Origin of the sequence: Microcystis sp. LE18-22.4A (assembly GCF_027531105.1) — a bacterium.
Classification (GTDB): domain Bacteria; phylum Cyanobacteriota; class Cyanobacteriia; order Cyanobacteriales; family Microcystaceae; genus Microcystis; species Microcystis aeruginosa.
The window spans coordinates 1-15,529 of sequence record NZ_JAPZRB010000246.1; the positions used below are offsets into that span (position 1 = coordinate 1).

Genomic DNA, 15,529 nt, shown 5'->3' on the forward strand with positions numbered 1-15,529 from the left:
TAGGGTCTGCTGAAAAAGTTTTTCGTGGGGACAGGGTGTGGGGTGTGGGGTGTGGGGTGTAGGGTTTTACCGATTCTCATCTGGTCAATTACCTAATTTTCAGAGAAAAAGTCCCAGAATTTTCCCCCTATCTCTCCCACAACTGGTACTTTTTGATTGACAAAAAGTCTAAAAGTCTTACCCAACAAGGTTTTTAGATTTATTCAGCAAGCCCTAGATAGGGATCATAATGCAGCCATCAACATTCTTAAAAAAGGGTGGCAATATTTGGGAAATCATCTCAACGGTACTGTTGGGCAAACAGAAACCGACCCAAACCCCCCACCCCCCCTGCCCCCCGACATCGGGGGGGGCGGGGGGGGCAAGGGGGGAAGAGTCCGGCCTCTGGATTTTCAGTGGAGACATTGAGAATCTAAGCTGTCTCGTTGAACAAGGAATTTCTAACAGCGATGTGGAAAGAATCCCCCGTCACAGCGTAGCTTGACGGTGGGAGTATGTCAATTAACCTAACTGTTCAGGGGGAACTGTCAGCGCCATAATAATCGATGGACTTCGATCGAGAGCAGAAATTTTATGAGTTGCCGGCCAAAAAAGCCAATATGGGGGAATAACGAGCTATTCAGTTTTAAAAGCAATATTTAAGCGAAAATTTATGAAAATCGCTATTTTATCGCAAGACGCTTCTCTTTACTCGACCAAGCGACTGAAAGAAGCGGGAGAAGGCCAAGGCCATGAGGTACGAGTGATCAATTATTTGCGCTGTTACATGAACATCACCTCCCATAAACCCACGGTTGTCTATAACGGTAAACCCTTGGAGAGTTTCGACGCAATTATTCCCCGCATTGCCGCCTCAAAAACCTTCTATGGAACCGCAGTCGTCCGACAATTCGAGGTGATGAATGTTTTTACTACCAACGACTCGCAAGCAATTTCTCGGTCGCGGGATAAATTGCGTTGTCTGCAAATCCTCGCTCGGGAAGGGATCGGTTTACCTGTGACGGGAATTGCCCACGCAACTCAAGATATCGATGGTTTAATCGAAACCGTCGGCGGCACCCCTCTAGTGATTAAATTATTAGAAGGAACCCAAGGTATTGGGGTAGTCTTAGCGGAAACCGATCAAGCAGCCAAGTCAGTTATTGAAGCTTTTCGGCAATTAGAAGCTAATATCCTAGTACAGGAATATATTAAAGAGGCCAGTGGGGCAGATCTGCGCTGTTTTGTCATCGATGGAAAAGTGGTGGCCTCGATGAAGCGACAGGGGGCCGAAGGGGATTTTCGTTCTAATCTTCACCGCGGTGGTAAGGCAGAAAAGGTAAAATTAACCCCGGAGGAACGCAGTACGGCCATACGGGCCACTAAAGCCATGGGTTTACGGGTTGCGGGTGTGGACTTATTACGGTCCAATCACGGGCCTGTGGTTATCGAGGTGAATTCCTCTCCCGGTTTGGAAGGAATAGAAGCGGCCACCGGTGTGGATGTGGCTAAAAAAATTATTGATTTTGTCGCTAAAAATGCCACCCTAGTCCTAAATCGCGATCGATATCAATATTAGCCGTCAGCCTTGGATCAGTTATCAGTTATCAGTTATCAGTTATCAGTTATCAGATGTGAGTTTTCAGTCAATAGTATTAAGCGATAAGCTCGGAGCTGCCTTTTTACTGAAAAAAATCTCCCCACACCCCACACCCTACACCCCACACCCCTGAAACAGGATTTAGTATCAGTTATCAGTCGGCAAATACACGGACGCTATCGGGAATAATCGATAGTTTTACCTTTGTACCGATGTCTAATTGGGTGTTAATCGTTGTTCTAGCGTGGATTTGGCTGCCGGTGGCCGTTAGCAGACAATAACGGTATTCCCGCCCTAAAAATTGGCGATCGCAAATAACCAGAGCTCCCGTCTCATCCGGTTTAATTTTGACATCTTCCTCTCTCAGCATCAATTCCCCTTTGTCCAAATCTTGACCATCGGCAATTTCCCAGACTCCTATCTCGGTTTGCCATTGTTCCCCCTCCCGTCTAGCGGGGAGAAAATTCGCTTGGGTAACAAACTCAGCCACGAATCGCGAGGCCGGATGACTATAAATTGCTTCAGGATTGTTAATTTGTTCTAATTTTCCTTGACAAATGACTGCAATTGTGTCACTGATCACCATTGCTTCCTCCCGGTCGTGGGTGACAAAAATGGCCGAGATACCGGTCGCTTTCAGGATATGACGGATCTCGTGCCGTAACCGTTGCCGTACCTGCACATCGAGATTACTTAAAGGTTCATCTAAGAGGATTAAAGAGGGTTTTGGGGCTAAAGCGCGGGCGAGGGCGACTCTTTGCTGTTGTCCTCCCGATAGCTGATGGGGATAACGTTTTTCTAGTCCTTGCAGTCCGACTAAATCCAAAGTTTCCGCCCCCCTAGCGTTAATAGCTTTGGTCGATAATTTCTCCCCAGAATTTTTTAACCCGAAGGCGATATTTTCAGCAATGGTTAAATGGGGAAAAAGAGCGTAATCCTGAAAAACCATGCCCGTATTGCGTTTTTCCGGGGGAATAAAGGTTTTTTCGTCGGCAACTATTCGCCCTCCCAATTCAATCACTCCTTGAGATGGTTTTTCAAATCCCGCAATCATCCGGAGTAGAGTGGTTTTACCGCAGCCCGACGGACCCAATAATCCGAGAATTTCGCCCTCTGTTAAACTAAAACTGATATTATCGACAGCTAGATTAGTAGAAGCGGGAAAACGCTTGTTAACCTCGGATAAACGCAGAATGACAGACTTTTTCATGGTGGGAAAGACAATCGCCCAGTCAGTGGCGGGGCTATTTACTTAAGAATTATTCCTAATTAGTTCACTATTATTGTTTATAACATCTCAAGGGACTAATTAGGAAACTTTCTCAAAAATTTCATGCTCACACCTGAAGATATTATTCTCGTTCCCCGGGGAGCCGAGCATAGCTCAATCCGTCGAGGATTAAGAAACATCGGCGATTTAGCCCCGCAAATTATCCCGATTAACCTTGGCGCTCCAGAATTCCTCGACAGTTCCCCAGCCTCTAAGCTATCTCTAGAATTTCTTAATAAGCTCAAAGGAAAAATTGTGCTGATGGGATTAGCGGGCAGTCTCAGCGATCGCTATCGAGTCGGAGATGGGGTAATCTATCAAGGTTGTGGCCTAGAAAAGGGGAATTATTGGCAGTGCGAACCAGAAATAACCGCAGAAATCGCCCAATTAACCGGATATAGCCTCGTTAAAGGTTTAACCAGCGATCGCCTGATTAGCCAGTCCGAGGAAAAACGACGTTTAGGACAGGGGGGCTATGAGGTGGTCGATATGGAAGGAGCAAGGATTTTAGCGGCTTTATCGGGGCAAAAAGTGGCAATTGTGCGCGTGATTAGCGACGAGGTGACGCAGGATTTACCCGATTTAGCCCCGGCAATTGATAATCAAGGTCAGCTGCTACCATTGCCCCTAGCTCGACAAATGTTAATCCGTCCCATCCCGGCCTTCCATTTGATTCAAGGTTCCCTAAAAGGTTTATCCGTACTAACTCAGGTGGTGCGAAAGTTGTGCGGCAGTAATTTTTAAAAGTTGCTTGCAGATTATTTTTTTTCTGTGCTATAGTGGTTAGGCTAAAATCAAGCGGATGTGGTGGAACTGGTAGACACGCACGTTTGAGGGGCGTGTGGCTTACGCCTTGCGAGTTCGAGTCTCGCCATCCGCATAAACTTTTATCTGCCCTCCGACAAGAATTGTCCTGGTCACCTTGAATGTCGGCAGGATGCCCCCGTTACACCCGTAGGGTTAGCGGGGGAGTCGCTCTTTTCCCCGTGGTACTAACGGTAATCGTCCCATCTTTCTCGACAAAGCGGAAGGTTCGAGCGTCACAGTCGAAACTTGTTGAGGTGAAGTTCTTGACCTTCCGAGTCGATGCGCTGCGCGCGTTTCCTATTGCTCGGCATTCCTCTCAAGCTCGGCTATCTTTTCCCGCACAGATTGATTTTCGGTAATGATTCGGTAGTAGTGGCGTAGCTCTCTTGCTTACCTGGTATGAATTGTGTCAAATATTTATTAATAAAAATAATTGGAACCCGCTCAGTCTTTAAACCTCTAGCTTGATCATGACTTTTCTAATAAATATCTTTTTCTGGCTCCTGTCTGGCTTACTCAAATATCAGTCTAGCACCGAACAAAGTCCCCCCTTCACCTCTATTCCCCTGTCCTAATTGTGGTTCTCACCATACTATCAATAATGGTTCTATTCCTAAGGGAAAACCCAAACGTCAATGTAAAGAGTGTGGTCAACCGTTGGTGATCAATCCCACTAATAAAACCGTCTCTGACGAAACCAAACAATTAATTGATAAACTCTTGCTCGAACGAATTTTCTTGCGAGTAATTGCGAGAGTAACAGGGGTAAGTTGGTCATGTTTACAACATTATGTCAACAATAAACTGGCGGCTGTCTCCCGTCAAGTAAAGGTTTCTGACAAACCAAAAGGTAAATTGGTTATAAAATGTGATGAGATGTGGTCTTTTGTTTTTTCTAAGACGATAAAGGTTTATATTTGGCGGTTAATTGATAGAAAGACAAGAGAAATTATTGGTTGCTATGTGCGGAGATAGGAGTCGTCAATCAGCCAAAAAACTTTGGGGCCAGTTTACCCGGTGTTTACCGACAATGTGCTGTTACTTACACAGACTTTTGGGAGTCCTATAAGACAGTAATTCCCAGTAAACGTCATCGACCAGTCGGTCAAGAAACTGGTCAAACTAATCCTATTGAAAGATTAAATAATACCTTTCGACAAAGGATTTCTCGGCTGGTGAGAGAGAGTCTATCTTTCTCTAACAAAATGGAGAATCACGTTGGGGAGCCCTTTGGTATTTTATCCATGACTACAATGCACAGCAAAGCAAAGGATTAAGCCGCCATCACTACTACCGAATCACCACCCTCTATCTTTCTATCTGTCTATCCACTAGGATAATGACCTTGCAATCAAAAGTTCATGTCTGCGTCACAGTAAGTTCATATCCCCCACCTAAATTAGAGATAGTCAGTCCCAAGCCGTTTTCCGAAACACTCCTCTCACACCCACGATTATTAGGACTGACTTTTATTCCCTTCTCAGAATGGTTAAACAATAAAAACTATGACTCACAATATTTTTAACGATAATATCTCCCCGATCAACGAAGGTAATCCCAAACGCTCCAAATCTTCTGCGATGAAAAAACTTTTTGCCTATTCCTCCTTACTGGTTTTGGGTGCCGGGTTAGGTATCGGGGCCACCTACGCCTACAGCCAAAATCCTCTAGAATTAGCCCAAAATATTGCCCCCGCTGCCAATAATCCTCGCCCCTCCACACCGGCTGCAGCCGCTCCCTCAACCCTAGTTATTCCTACCAATTTTGTCGCTTCTGTGGTGCAAGAAGTGGGGCCGGCGGTGGTGAGAATTAATGCTTCTAGGGAAGTCAATGGAGGCGGTGATTTTTCGGAATTTGCTAACGATCCTGTTTTCCGTCGCTTCTTCGGTTCCCAAATACCCGAGCGAGGAGAAAAACAAGTTCAAAGAGGTACAGGTTCGGGGTTTATTATCAGTAATGACGGTAAAATTATCACCAATGCTCACGTTGTCGAGGGAGCAGATAAGGTGACTGTTACCCTCAAAGATGGTCGCACTATCGATGGTAAAGTTTTAGGTAGTGATCCTTTAACTGATGTGGCAGTGGTACAGGTAGAAACGAGCAATTTACCCACGGTTAAATTAGGTAATTCTGATAGTTTACAGGTGGGAGAATGGGCGATCGCTATCGGTAATCCTTTGGGATTAGATAACACTGTCACCACGGGGATTATTAGCGCCAAGGAACGCAATGGCTCCCAAATTGGTGCTAGTGATAAACGGGTGGATTTCCTGCAAACCGATGCGGCAATTAACCCCGGAAACTCCGGCGGACCTTTGTTAAATGCTCGGGGAGAAGTTATCGGAGTTAACACCGCTATCATTCAAAATGCCCAGGGTTTAGGTTTTGCTATTCCGATTAAAACTGCCCAAAGAATCGCCGAACAATTAATCGCCACGGGTAAGGTGGAACATCCCTATCTCGGTGTTCAAATGGTACAGTTAACTTCGGAGGTAAAAGAACAATTAGCCGATAGTCCTATGGCTGATAATTGGACTATCCCCGATGATTCTGGTGTCTTGTTAGTGCGGGTGATGAGAGATTCTCCTGCCGCAGCAGCGGGATTGCGATCGGGTGATGTGTTAAAGTCTGTAGGTGGTAAGAATGTCACCGATCCCGATGCGGTTCAGGAAATTGTTGCTAATACTCAAATTGGCGATAATTTGCCCGTAGAAATTAGCCGAGAAGGACAAAAAATTAATCTGAATATTCAAGTGGGTAGCTTGAATACTGCTAACAGATCCTAGTCTAGAAGATAAGTGGTAAAAGACCTAAACTTCATGGAGAGCTTGTTAGTAAGCTCTCTATATTATCGAAAGATAGTTAAATACTTGACCCTAGGCTCACAATTTTACTGTTGCGAGATAGAAAATAAAAACCGCTCGTAAGCTCGATTAATTTTTTGCATAATTTTAATCGCTATGGCAGAGGAATTGTGATCGGGGTGATACTGACGAACAAGCTGATAATATCTTTGTTTAACCTCTGGAAAACTGGCATTCTTAGAAACATCTAAAACCTCCCACCAATCCTCGGAATCTGAGGGTAATATTTCTAATTCTCCTAACATTTCCGACCATATTTTTACCTTACCTCCATAACTACCTGTAATTAAAAATTGACTGTCATGACTAAATTTTAAGGGAGCAGTTCCCCGTAAAACTTTAATTAATTCTCCTGTTTGTCCTTGCCAAATTTTAATTTCTGTTCGGGAAGCACTAGCAATTAGATGGCGATGAGGATTAATAGCAATACTGATAATTGCCTGCTCGTGTGCCTGCCAACTTTTAATAATTTCTCCTGTCTTTATATCCCAGATTTTAATCGTTTTATCACTACCACCACTAATTAGATATTGACCATCATTACTAAAAGCTAAACTGTTAACGGCTGCCCTGTCACCGATAAAAGTTTGATAAGCATAACTATGATCAAATCGCCATAATTTAATAGTTTTATCATCACTACCACTAGCAATAATTTGGCTATCGGGACTAATAGCACAGGTATTAACTGCCTCCTCATGACCGATTAAAGTTCGCTTTAATTCTCCTGTATGATAACCCCAGATTCGCAGAGTTTTGTCGTTACTAGCACTAACAATAAATCTTTCATTGGCAGCAAAAGCTAATTGTAAAATTACACCATCGTGACTATGGGGAGCATTGACACGAGCGAAAAAACTACTTTTATACTGCTTAGTGTCTAATTGCCACTGACTAATTCTGCCATCCAATCCACCAGCAATGATCGATTTACTGTTAGGACTTATAGCCAGAGTTTGGATCGGTTCATTAACTCCCAGAAAGGAATAAATTAATTTACCCGTTTCTCGCTGCCAAAGTTTTATCGTTTGATCTTCTCCCGCACTAGCGATAATTTTACCATCAGGACTAACATCGATCGCCCCAATATTTGCCTGATGACCTTTAAGAGTTTGGAAACACTGCCAAGATAAACGCTCTGGAATAGTAATTTCTGTAGAATATAACTGTTGATTTTCCTGAATAGATACTTCTTCTAACAGTCCCTGTAGTTCTGCCTCTAGATTTTCATATTTTCGCGTAACTTCTTGCCAAAATAAAGCTTCTTCGTACTCTCTAGTAATGCGATCAAAAAATTCTAGATTGCTATAAAAATTATTGTCGGAGTAGGTGGGAGATAACATTTTCATCACTCCGTAGATTCCTAACCCGACTAGGCCGCCAGCGATCGCCATAGAACCGACACCAACACCGAAAGCTGTACCTTTAACTGCGACTCCCACACCCCCAAAGGTAGAGTAGATACCGATTCCGCCAAGGCTTCCTATTCCCAAAGCTAACCCGACATTGTGATCGTTTGTTTCTAGTCCTTGCAAACTGGCATAAATTGCCGAACTTGTCAGGATGCCAATCTCCGTCATTCCCACTAAACCGACGCTTATACCGCCAAATCCGCCGACTAAGCCAATATTTCCCAGACAAGCAGATAAATTGGCTCCTGTGACTCCACCGACGGCGGGAATAACAAAATCGAGCTTTTTAGCCATATTTTTGCGAAATAATCAAGTTAGTCATCGGGTTTCTCCTATAGAGTTTAGCCTAGTTTGGTATCGACGACTGACTCCCCAAAGTGGTACTTTTCCCTCCTGCCCCCTGCCCCCTGCCCCCTGCCGACCGCCTCTTTCAAGTCAGTCCCGATGAAAAAATTTTCACCCCTACAGATGAAAGAGGTTTCCTTCCCTACACCCCACACCCCACACCCTACACCCTCTTTCAAGTCAGAGGCAATCAGGGCAAAATGATAAGTATTTTATATATAAATACTCTCAATACTTAAAAATATTTAAATTTACAATCGGTAATATTTATTTTTACTTAAGAATTTATTGAGAATAATTTTTATTTATTTACGAGGTTGCAATACTTCCAGCGATTCTGGTATAATTTTGCATTATGCTAGGGTTGGTTTTATTGTAATTTTTAGGTTTTTAATGGTCTGGGTTGTCTTAAAACCCTTGCTAAATCTAGACTTTTCCCTTGGGCAAAACCAAACAGTTCTGCCAATTCTCCCTTTTTTCCCGAACAACGTTGATCTAATTTTTGTGTAGTATTGTTGCAAAGTCAAATTTTTTTTGACAAAATGGCTAAATTGTGGTATGGAGATAGATTGTTGATAGGTGGCAATTCAAACCGAGGCAATCAATAATTAGGGGAGGGTTAGGGAATTTAACCGAAAATTGGGAAGATTCAGAAGAATTAGCCGAAGAACTGGATAATATCTGGGACGAGAGAACCTGATGGCTTATCTCTTTGATACCGATGCCATTTCAGAAAAATCAGCGATAAAAACCTTTTTTACCGATCTAGCCAGGCTCTAACGCCTGGGAAGGGAAAAATCCTCAATTGAGCCGAAATTAGCTTAATCAAAAAATATGCTATAATCAGAATGTAAGCACAAGGGGCCGTAACGGTTTCGACAGGTTAGCGAAAGCTCCCCCGTGATACAGGTCGAGAGTGAGTCTCCTCTCGTAAATCAAAGGCTCAAACAAAAAGTAAATGCGAACAACATCGTTCCTTTCGCTCGTAAAGCCGCTCCTGTAGCTGCCTAATAGTCTCTAATCGACTCGAGCATTCATAGTTTGACTCCGTTAAGGACTATGGATCAACCCCCAACGGATGCCACGTTTAACTTTCTCTAGTTAGTTAACCGTCTAAGCTTTAACTAGAGCATCCCACTGTCCGGGATAAGTGACAGTCCCCGTTTCGAGGGTAATCGAAACTAAACCTGTGAATGAACGGACAGTCAATACCTAATTTGGACAGCAGTTCGACTCTGCTCGGCTCCATTGATTACTTTAATGAAAAACCTTCTCTCCCGCATGGACGGGGTGCAAACGCCGATCATTCCCGTGGTCGGTCAATTAATTAAAGCGAACCCCGGCACTATTTCCCTAGGTCAAGGGGTTGTTTCCTATGATCCACCCCGGGAAGCGATCGAATCTCTATCTTTATTCTTAGCCAATCCCAAAAATCATCAATATCAATCTGTGGCGGGAATTCCCCCCTTATTAGCAGTAATTCAGCAAAAACTAGCCGAAGATAATCGGGTAGAAGTCAGCGATAAACAGGCAATTTTTGTGACGGCGGGCAGTAATATGGCTTTTATGAATGCCATTTTAGCCATTACTTCCCCGGGGGATGAAATTATTCTCAACACTCCCTTTTATTTCAATCATGAAATGGCCATAAAAATGGCTAATTGTCAAGTAATTTTGGTTGCCACAGACAAAAATTATCAATTGCGTCCAGCCGCCATTGAAGAGGCAATCACGGAAAAAACTAAGGCAGTGGTGACGATTTCTCCTAATAATCCCACGGGAGTAGTTTATCCAGAAAATACCCTGAGAGAAGTCAATCGAATCTGTCAAAAAAAGGGCATCTATCACATTCACGATGAGGCCTATGAGTATTTTACCTATAACCATGCCCGCCACTTTTCCCCGGCGGCAATTGTTGGTAGTGAATCCTGGACTATTTCCTTATTTAGTCTCTCAAAAGCCTACGGTTTTGCCAGTTGGCGCATTGGTTATATGGTAGTACCAGAACATTTATCTGAGGCGATTAATAAGATTCAGGATACTATTTTAATCTGTCCGCCGGTGGTTTCGCAATACGCGGCTCTGGGAGCGTTACAGGTGGGTAAAAGCTATCCTTTAGAACAGTTAAAAACCATCAGTCAAGTTAGAGAAATTTGCCTGAATGCTCTAGAATCGATTAGGGATATCTGTGATGTTGCCACTGCGGAAGGGGCTTTTTATTTTTTCCTGAAAATTCCCACAGACAAGAATGATTTTCAGTTAGTTAAAAGTTTAATTGAGCAGCAGCGGGTGGCGGTGTTACCCGGTTCAACTTTTGGGATAACAGAAGGCTGTTATTTGCGTCTTGCCTACGGTGCTTTATCTCCAGAAACAGCTTTAACGGCAGTAGAAAGATTGGTAAAGGGACTGCGTTATTTTAGTCAGTGATTTTCAAGAATAAATACCGGCTTTTTTTCTTGGTTTTTACTTTACCACAACTGATGAAAAACCTTCTCTTGCCCATGGATGGGGTGCAAACACCGATTATTGCTGTGGTCGGTCAATTACTTAAAGCGAAGCCTGGTACTATTTCCCTAGGTCAAGGGATTGTTTCCTAATTATCCACCCTAGGAGGCGATCGAATATATTTCTTTAGACTAGGGGTTTGGCTGGCTGGTTTCCATAATCAGAATTGCTGACCTCTTGAGCTACAATTGACGGCAAAGCGTTTTTGCGCTAAACTATGGGACAAAGAATGCTTTGGCCTTATATAATTAATGCGAACAATCTATTTTTACGCCCCTGACGAAATCAGACAAAAAAATATCAGGGAAGACCAGACTCTATGGACAGGCGATCCTAGCAATTTTACGGCTTGGATAGCCCAAACCTACTTTCATCTTAAACAAGCTGGCTTTCCCTGTGAAATAGCCAGAGAAATCCCAGAGCAAGGAATTTTAATCGCCGACCGAGACACCCTAGATAATGACTATCCCTTCTTGGATAAGGTCATGTTAATTTGTGTCCAAAGCGACAAAGAATATCACCCTTCGGCTCACCTACACATTGTTTATAATCCGTATACTTGGGAGAAGACTAAAGACTCTATTTGGAACCCCCATCTAATTAGTCATTGGCCGATGCCTGGGTTAATTCCCAGAGATAGGGAACGGAACACCCTAGTGGAGAATATTTCTTACATTGGCAACAGGGGTCAGTTGGCACCGGAATTAAGGTCGGAAGCATGGCCAGAGTCTTTGGCTACTCTCAATTGCCATTGGATGCCGATTTGGGATAAATTTCAATGGAACAATTATACTAATCTAGATGTGATTGTAGCCGCGCGTAGTTTTGATTCTCGAAATTATCCTAATAAAGGTTCTATTAAGCTAATTAATGCTTGGCACGCTGGTGTTCCCGCTCTTTTGACTCCAGAGTTAGGCTTTTTAGCAGAAAGAAAGACAGAGTTAGATTTTCTTATTATTCACTCTCTAGAGGAGGCAATTGAAGCAGTTCGTCGTCTGAAAAGTTCTCCAGAACTTTATCAAAAAATGGTTGAAAACGGTTATAAGAGGGCGAAAGAACACACAATTGAAACCACTTTAAATCAATGGATATCTTTTTTTGAAGATGTGGCTTTTCCTACCTACGAAAAATGGTCTGCTTTAAGTCAAATTGAAAAAAGATGGTTGTTCAGTCAGCGATATTTAGTTTTCAAATATGGCAGACAGAAACAGAAAATAAACTTTCTATAGGGAGCATCTCACCTTTGTAACCCCTAAATCAGGTTTTATGTCAAGCTATTTTAAAAGCCTTGCTAGAAACCAGTTTTAGGGACAAGTATAATTACTCACTTGCATAAATGAGATGCTCCCTTTTCTATAAATAAACAACCTTGTCAAGTCAAAGGCATAATTCAATTCTCGAGCAATTATTTCTCCTTCGTGTAAAAAATAGTTGACAGCCTTTCTCCTAAAGATGAAGTGTAATCTAATAAAGAGAGTAACAGAAAATCTTAAATGGTATATCTAAATCATGAGTGATCAACCAAAACTACTCAAATACTTAAGAGCGACTGTTGCCGAGAAACTCGACAACCATCGACGTCTGCGCTATCTATACAGAGGATTTAAGCAGTTTATTAACCCTCCTCAAAAGAATCTAGGTTATCTTCGCGATTTTGACTTTCTTGCTTCTCCTTGTCCCTCTAAAATCTCAGGAGCAAGACTTAATTTAATCATTCCAACTATTAACCAAGAGTTAGCATTTGGTGGGATTAATACCGCTTTAGAATTTTGGGACTCACTAGCTAGTTTTTATGACAATGTACGAATCATAGTCATGGGAGATTATAGTAGTAGTACGATTATCAGCTATTCCCACTATCAATTTGTCTCTTTAGATGAAGATGTTAACGCTTCAAAACAAATCGTCTCGCTACTTAAAAAATATGGTAGTAATTTGCCTGTGAGTAAAGGCGATGTTTTTATTACAACTTTTTGGCAAACAGCATACATAGCACAGCGTTTGACTATATGGCAGTCTCAAGAATTTAATCAGCCTATTAAGCCGATTATTTATCTAATACAAGATTTTGAACCTAGCTTTTATCCTTGGTCTAGTAAATATTCACTAGCCCGTAGCACTTATGAATGTCAAAATCCGATGATCGCAGTTTTTAACACCAAAACACTTCAAGATTACTTCCATCTACAAAACTATAGATTTGAGCATGAATATAGTTTTGAACCGAGACTTAATAAAGTCCTTCTCAATAATTTACTGAAGCTGAAAGGAACAACTAAGGAGCGAAAAATAATAATTTATGGTCGGCCTTCAACTCCCAGAAATGCTTTTAGTATAATTGTTGAGAGTATCCGTATTTGGCAGAAACAATTCCCAGAAGCTAATAAGTGGGAAATCCTCTCTGCTGGAGAGTCTCACCCTGACATCCCAATTAATGACAATCTAGTGATTAAAAGCTTAGGTAAGTTAAGCTTAGAGGATTATGCTGTCACTCTTGCTAATTCTGCGATAGGAATCTCATTAATGGTTTCTCCCCATCCGAGTTACCCTCCGCTAGAAATGGCTCATTCCGGGATGCAAGTCATTACCAATGATTTTGAGAATAAAAACCTTTCTCTGTGGCACGAAAATATTACCTCCGTCCCATTTGAATTATTCTACCCTGAATATATCGCCAGTGAACTTGTTATCTTATGTCAGAAATTCATAGAAGATCCAGGTAGAGGTTGGTTAGGCAAATCTCGTCTCGATGATTATCTTTCAGATAGTGACCCTTTTCCCTTTGTTAAAGATATTCATGAAATTTTAAAAACTTATGATATCTTTCAAGATTGAGGGTAGTTTTTGGAAGAATTTTGTCATACAATGTAAATGATGGTATTCTGGGGGGGTCTTTATCTATGAGTAATTTCGATCAGCTAAAGTGTAGAGTCTGTCAAAACGGCGACGATAACCGCACTTATACTGTCAAAGAAATGATGTTCGGCTATCGAGACAATTTTGAATATTTCCAATGTTCTCACTGTGGTTGTCTTCAGATAAAAGAAATTCCCGACAACATGGAAAAGTATTATCCAAGTAATTATTGGGGCAAACCGAAGAACATTTTGGACAAGAAAGATAGAAGCTTAAAAAGTTGGTTAAAACTTCAGAGAACTAAGTATCTTCTAGAATCTCCTAATATTGTGGGAAAACTGGTATCTTCATATACTGCTATCGGTAACGCTCCTGTTTGGTCGGGTTGGGATTGGATCGGGGACTTCAAAAGGATAAATATCGGTATCAATTCAGCAATTTTGGATGTCGGCTGTGGGGTCGGCTCCTTGCTGTATTATTTGAGGGAACAAGGTTTTTCTAATCTAACAGGTGTTGAACCTTACGCTCCTCGGAACACCTTATTAGAGGGAGTGACAATCTATAACAAAGAATTAAAGAATATAGAGAAACAGTTTGATTTTATCACGTTACATCATAGCTTCGAGCATATGGCTGAACCTTATGAGGTTTTCAAACAACTATATCGTTTGCTCAATCCTCAGAGGTATTTATTGCTGAGAATTCCAGTTGTGTCCTCTTGGGCTTGGGAAAAATATCAAGTCAATTGGGTACAACTGGATGCACCTCGTCATTTCTTTTTACACACACCTGACAGTATTCAAGTATTATGCGAGAAGACAGGCTTTCAACTCAGCCATATCGTTTATGACTCGAACGAATTTCAATTTTGGGCGAGCGAACAATATTTAAAAGATATTCCCTTGAGAGAAAGTAATTCTGTGAACTTTTCATCTGAGGAGATTGAATCCTTTAAGCGTAAGGCGAAAGAGCTAAATCAAGAACACCGAGGAGATCAGGCTTGCTTCTATCTATATAAACCCTGAAAAAGTTAAACAATGGAAAAAACCAATATAACCGACATTCCGCCAGCCATACCCTAAATTAGATAGCCAAAAAGTCAAGTATTTAATACGAGAAAATACAGGATTTAACATTGGTGCATGGGATTATGGTTGGCGACATTTTCCTCCTTATGACTATTATTTAGGGCTTGCTGAAAAAGTTTTTCCTGGGGGCAGGGTGTGGCCCCCCCAACCCCCCCGACATCTAGGGTTGATTCATTTAAATGGCTCTTCGTTACTCTTTATGCTAAATCAACAGACAAGATGCCAAGACAACATACTTCTAACCCAAAAATTCCGAAAGTTTCTAAAGCCATAGGCTCTCCGTTTTATTAGTTTAAGTTTATTGTTGATTCCCTCGACCATCCCATTCGTTGTCCTTCGCTCGAAATAACTAATGATTTCTCCAAACCAGTTTCGGATTGTTTGACAACTCTTGGTAAAAACACTGGAGGATTTTGCCAACCATTCCGAGATGGATAGCAGTCCCTCTGTCGGATTCTTTGAGGTTTCATAAATCTTTCTGAATTCTTCCTTTAATTCCTGCATCTTTTTCAAATTTGGCAATTTTTCTTTGATAGCTTCTAGTTTAATTTTTTGGGGTTCCGTTAAATCTTCTTCATTTTTTAACCGGCTATATTTACTTCGCTTTAAAACTTCTAGCTTCGCTTCTTTTTCCGCTTTCTGTTTTTTATTTTTTTGCGCTTCTACGGCTCTTTTTTCCGCTCTTCTCTGTTCGTCTAACTCTTGATTAATTTGTTTCATGACATGGAATCTATCGGCGACTACCTCGGCCGATGGCATCAATTCTTTCACCAAATTTTTATAGGGCAACCAAAGGTCTATGC

General features: G+C 41.9%; 10 protein-coding genes, 1 tRNA gene, 1 other RNA gene and 2 pseudogenes. 11 read left to right on the forward strand and 3 right to left on the reverse strand.

The genetic code is table 11. The features are described from left to right. Nucleotides 1-213: 213 nt before the first annotated feature. Both O9295_RS11350 and rimK read left to right on the forward strand, forming a co-directional pair. Nucleotides 214-484: pseudogene (locus tag O9295_RS11350) on the forward strand (RNA-guided endonuclease TnpB family protein); the annotation flags it as partial. A gap of 168 nt (nucleotides 485-652) precedes the next feature. After that, a complete protein-coding gene (gene rimK, locus O9295_RS11355; protein ID WP_147071995.1) occupies nucleotides 653-1,558 on the forward strand; it encodes a 30S ribosomal protein S6--L-glutamate ligase in 906 nt (301 codons plus the stop codon). Nucleotides 1,559-1,733: 175 nt separating this feature from the next. Here rimK and O9295_RS11360 read toward each other — a convergent pair whose 3' ends face one another. Then, on the reverse strand, nucleotides 1,734-2,789 hold the full coding sequence (locus O9295_RS11360; RefSeq protein ID WP_288033002.1) for an ABC transporter ATP-binding protein: 1,056 nt from the start codon (nucleotides 2,787-2,789) through the stop codon (nucleotides 1,734-1,736). A gap of 123 nt (nucleotides 2,790-2,912) precedes the next feature. Here O9295_RS11360 and O9295_RS11365 point away from each other — a divergent pair, with 123 nt between their 5' ends. The 4 genes and pseudogenes from O9295_RS11365 to O9295_RS11385 all read left to right on the forward strand — a co-directional run bounded on the left by O9295_RS11365 (nucleotide 2,913) and on the right by O9295_RS11385 (nucleotide 6,442). Beyond that, on the forward strand, nucleotides 2,913-3,593 hold the full coding sequence (locus tag O9295_RS11365; RefSeq protein ID WP_147071991.1) for a nucleoside phosphorylase-I family protein: 681 nt from the start codon (nucleotides 2,913-2,915) through the stop codon (nucleotides 3,591-3,593). Between the two features lie 54 nt (nucleotides 3,594-3,647). Next, nucleotides 3,648-3,729, forward strand: a tRNA-Leu gene (locus O9295_RS11370). Nucleotides 3,730-4,178: 449 nt separating this feature from the next. Further along, a pseudogene (locus O9295_RS11380) lies at nucleotides 4,179-4,914 on the forward strand (IS1 family transposase); the annotation flags it as partial. A 247-nt stretch (nucleotides 4,915-5,161) separates the two neighbouring features. Next, a complete protein-coding gene (locus O9295_RS11385; protein ID WP_288033003.1) occupies nucleotides 5,162-6,442 on the forward strand; it encodes an HhoA/HhoB/HtrA family serine endopeptidase in 1,281 nt (426 codons plus the stop codon). 104 nt (nucleotides 6,443-6,546) lie between these two features. On the opposite strand, the gene O9295_RS11390 is transcribed toward O9295_RS11385, so the two are convergent. Continuing rightward, nucleotides 6,547-8,226, reverse strand: a complete 1,680-nt coding sequence (locus tag O9295_RS11390; RefSeq protein ID WP_288033004.1) for a WD40 domain-containing protein — start codon at nucleotides 8,224-8,226, stop codon at nucleotides 6,547-6,549. A gap of 911 nt (nucleotides 8,227-9,137) precedes the next feature. On the opposite strand from O9295_RS11390, the gene ssrA reads away from it, so the two are divergent. From ssrA to O9295_RS11415, 5 genes are all read left to right on the forward strand, one after another. After that, nucleotides 9,138-9,528: a transfer-messenger RNA gene (gene ssrA, locus O9295_RS11395) on the forward strand. Nucleotides 9,529-9,537: 9 nt separating this feature from the next. Further along, nucleotides 9,538-10,704: a pyridoxal phosphate-dependent aminotransferase gene (locus O9295_RS11400; RefSeq protein WP_288033005.1), complete on the forward strand. Its 1,167-nt coding sequence runs from the start codon at nucleotides 9,538-9,540 to the stop codon at nucleotides 10,702-10,704. Nucleotides 10,705-11,033: 329 nt separating this feature from the next. Then, nucleotides 11,034-12,011, forward strand: a complete 978-nt coding sequence (locus O9295_RS11405; protein WP_288033006.1) for a glycosyltransferase — start codon at nucleotides 11,034-11,036, stop codon at nucleotides 12,009-12,011. Between the two features lie 280 nt (nucleotides 12,012-12,291). Continuing rightward, nucleotides 12,292-13,617, forward strand: coding sequence for a rhamnosyltransferase WsaF family glycosyltransferase (locus O9295_RS11410; protein WP_288033007.1), 1,326 nt, complete (start codon nucleotides 12,292-12,294; stop codon nucleotides 13,615-13,617). Between the two features lie 65 nt (nucleotides 13,618-13,682). Continuing rightward, nucleotides 13,683-14,663: a class I SAM-dependent methyltransferase gene (locus O9295_RS11415; protein WP_288033008.1), complete on the forward strand. Its 981-nt coding sequence runs from the start codon at nucleotides 13,683-13,685 to the stop codon at nucleotides 14,661-14,663. Between the two features lie 270 nt (nucleotides 14,664-14,933). On the opposite strand, the gene O9295_RS11420 is transcribed toward O9295_RS11415, so the two are convergent. Beyond that, a partial coding sequence (locus O9295_RS11420; RefSeq protein WP_288033009.1) for a transposase occupies nucleotides 14,934-15,529 on the reverse strand: 596 nt, incomplete at its 5' end.

Excerpts from the sequence above, each read along its gene's own strand:
- rimK (WP_147071995.1), top strand. The coding sequence starts at position 653 with ATGAAAATCGCTATTTTATCGCAAGACGCTTCTCTTTACTCGACCAAG.
- O9295_RS11360 (WP_288033002.1), bottom strand. The coding sequence starts at position 2,789 with ATGAAAAAGTCTGTCATTCTGCGTTTATCCGAGGTTAACAAGCGTTTT.
- O9295_RS11365 (WP_147071991.1), top strand. The coding sequence starts at position 2,913 with ATGCTCACACCTGAAGATATTATTCTCGTTCCCCGGGGAGCCGAGCAT.
- O9295_RS11385 (WP_288033003.1), top strand. The coding sequence starts at position 5,162 with ATGACTCACAATATTTTTAACGATAATATCTCCCCGATCAACGAAGGT.
- O9295_RS11390 (WP_288033004.1), bottom strand. The coding sequence starts at position 8,226 with ATGGCTAAAAAGCTCGATTTTGTTATTCCCGCCGTCGGTGGAGTCACA.
- O9295_RS11400 (WP_288033005.1), top strand. The coding sequence starts at position 9,538 with ATGAAAAACCTTCTCTCCCGCATGGACGGGGTGCAAACGCCGATCATT.
- O9295_RS11405 (WP_288033006.1), top strand. The coding sequence starts at position 11,034 with ATGCGAACAATCTATTTTTACGCCCCTGACGAAATCAGACAAAAAAAT.
- O9295_RS11410 (WP_288033007.1), top strand. The coding sequence starts at position 12,292 with ATGAGTGATCAACCAAAACTACTCAAATACTTAAGAGCGACTGTTGCC.
- O9295_RS11415 (WP_288033008.1), top strand. The coding sequence starts at position 13,683 with ATGAGTAATTTCGATCAGCTAAAGTGTAGAGTCTGTCAAAACGGCGAC.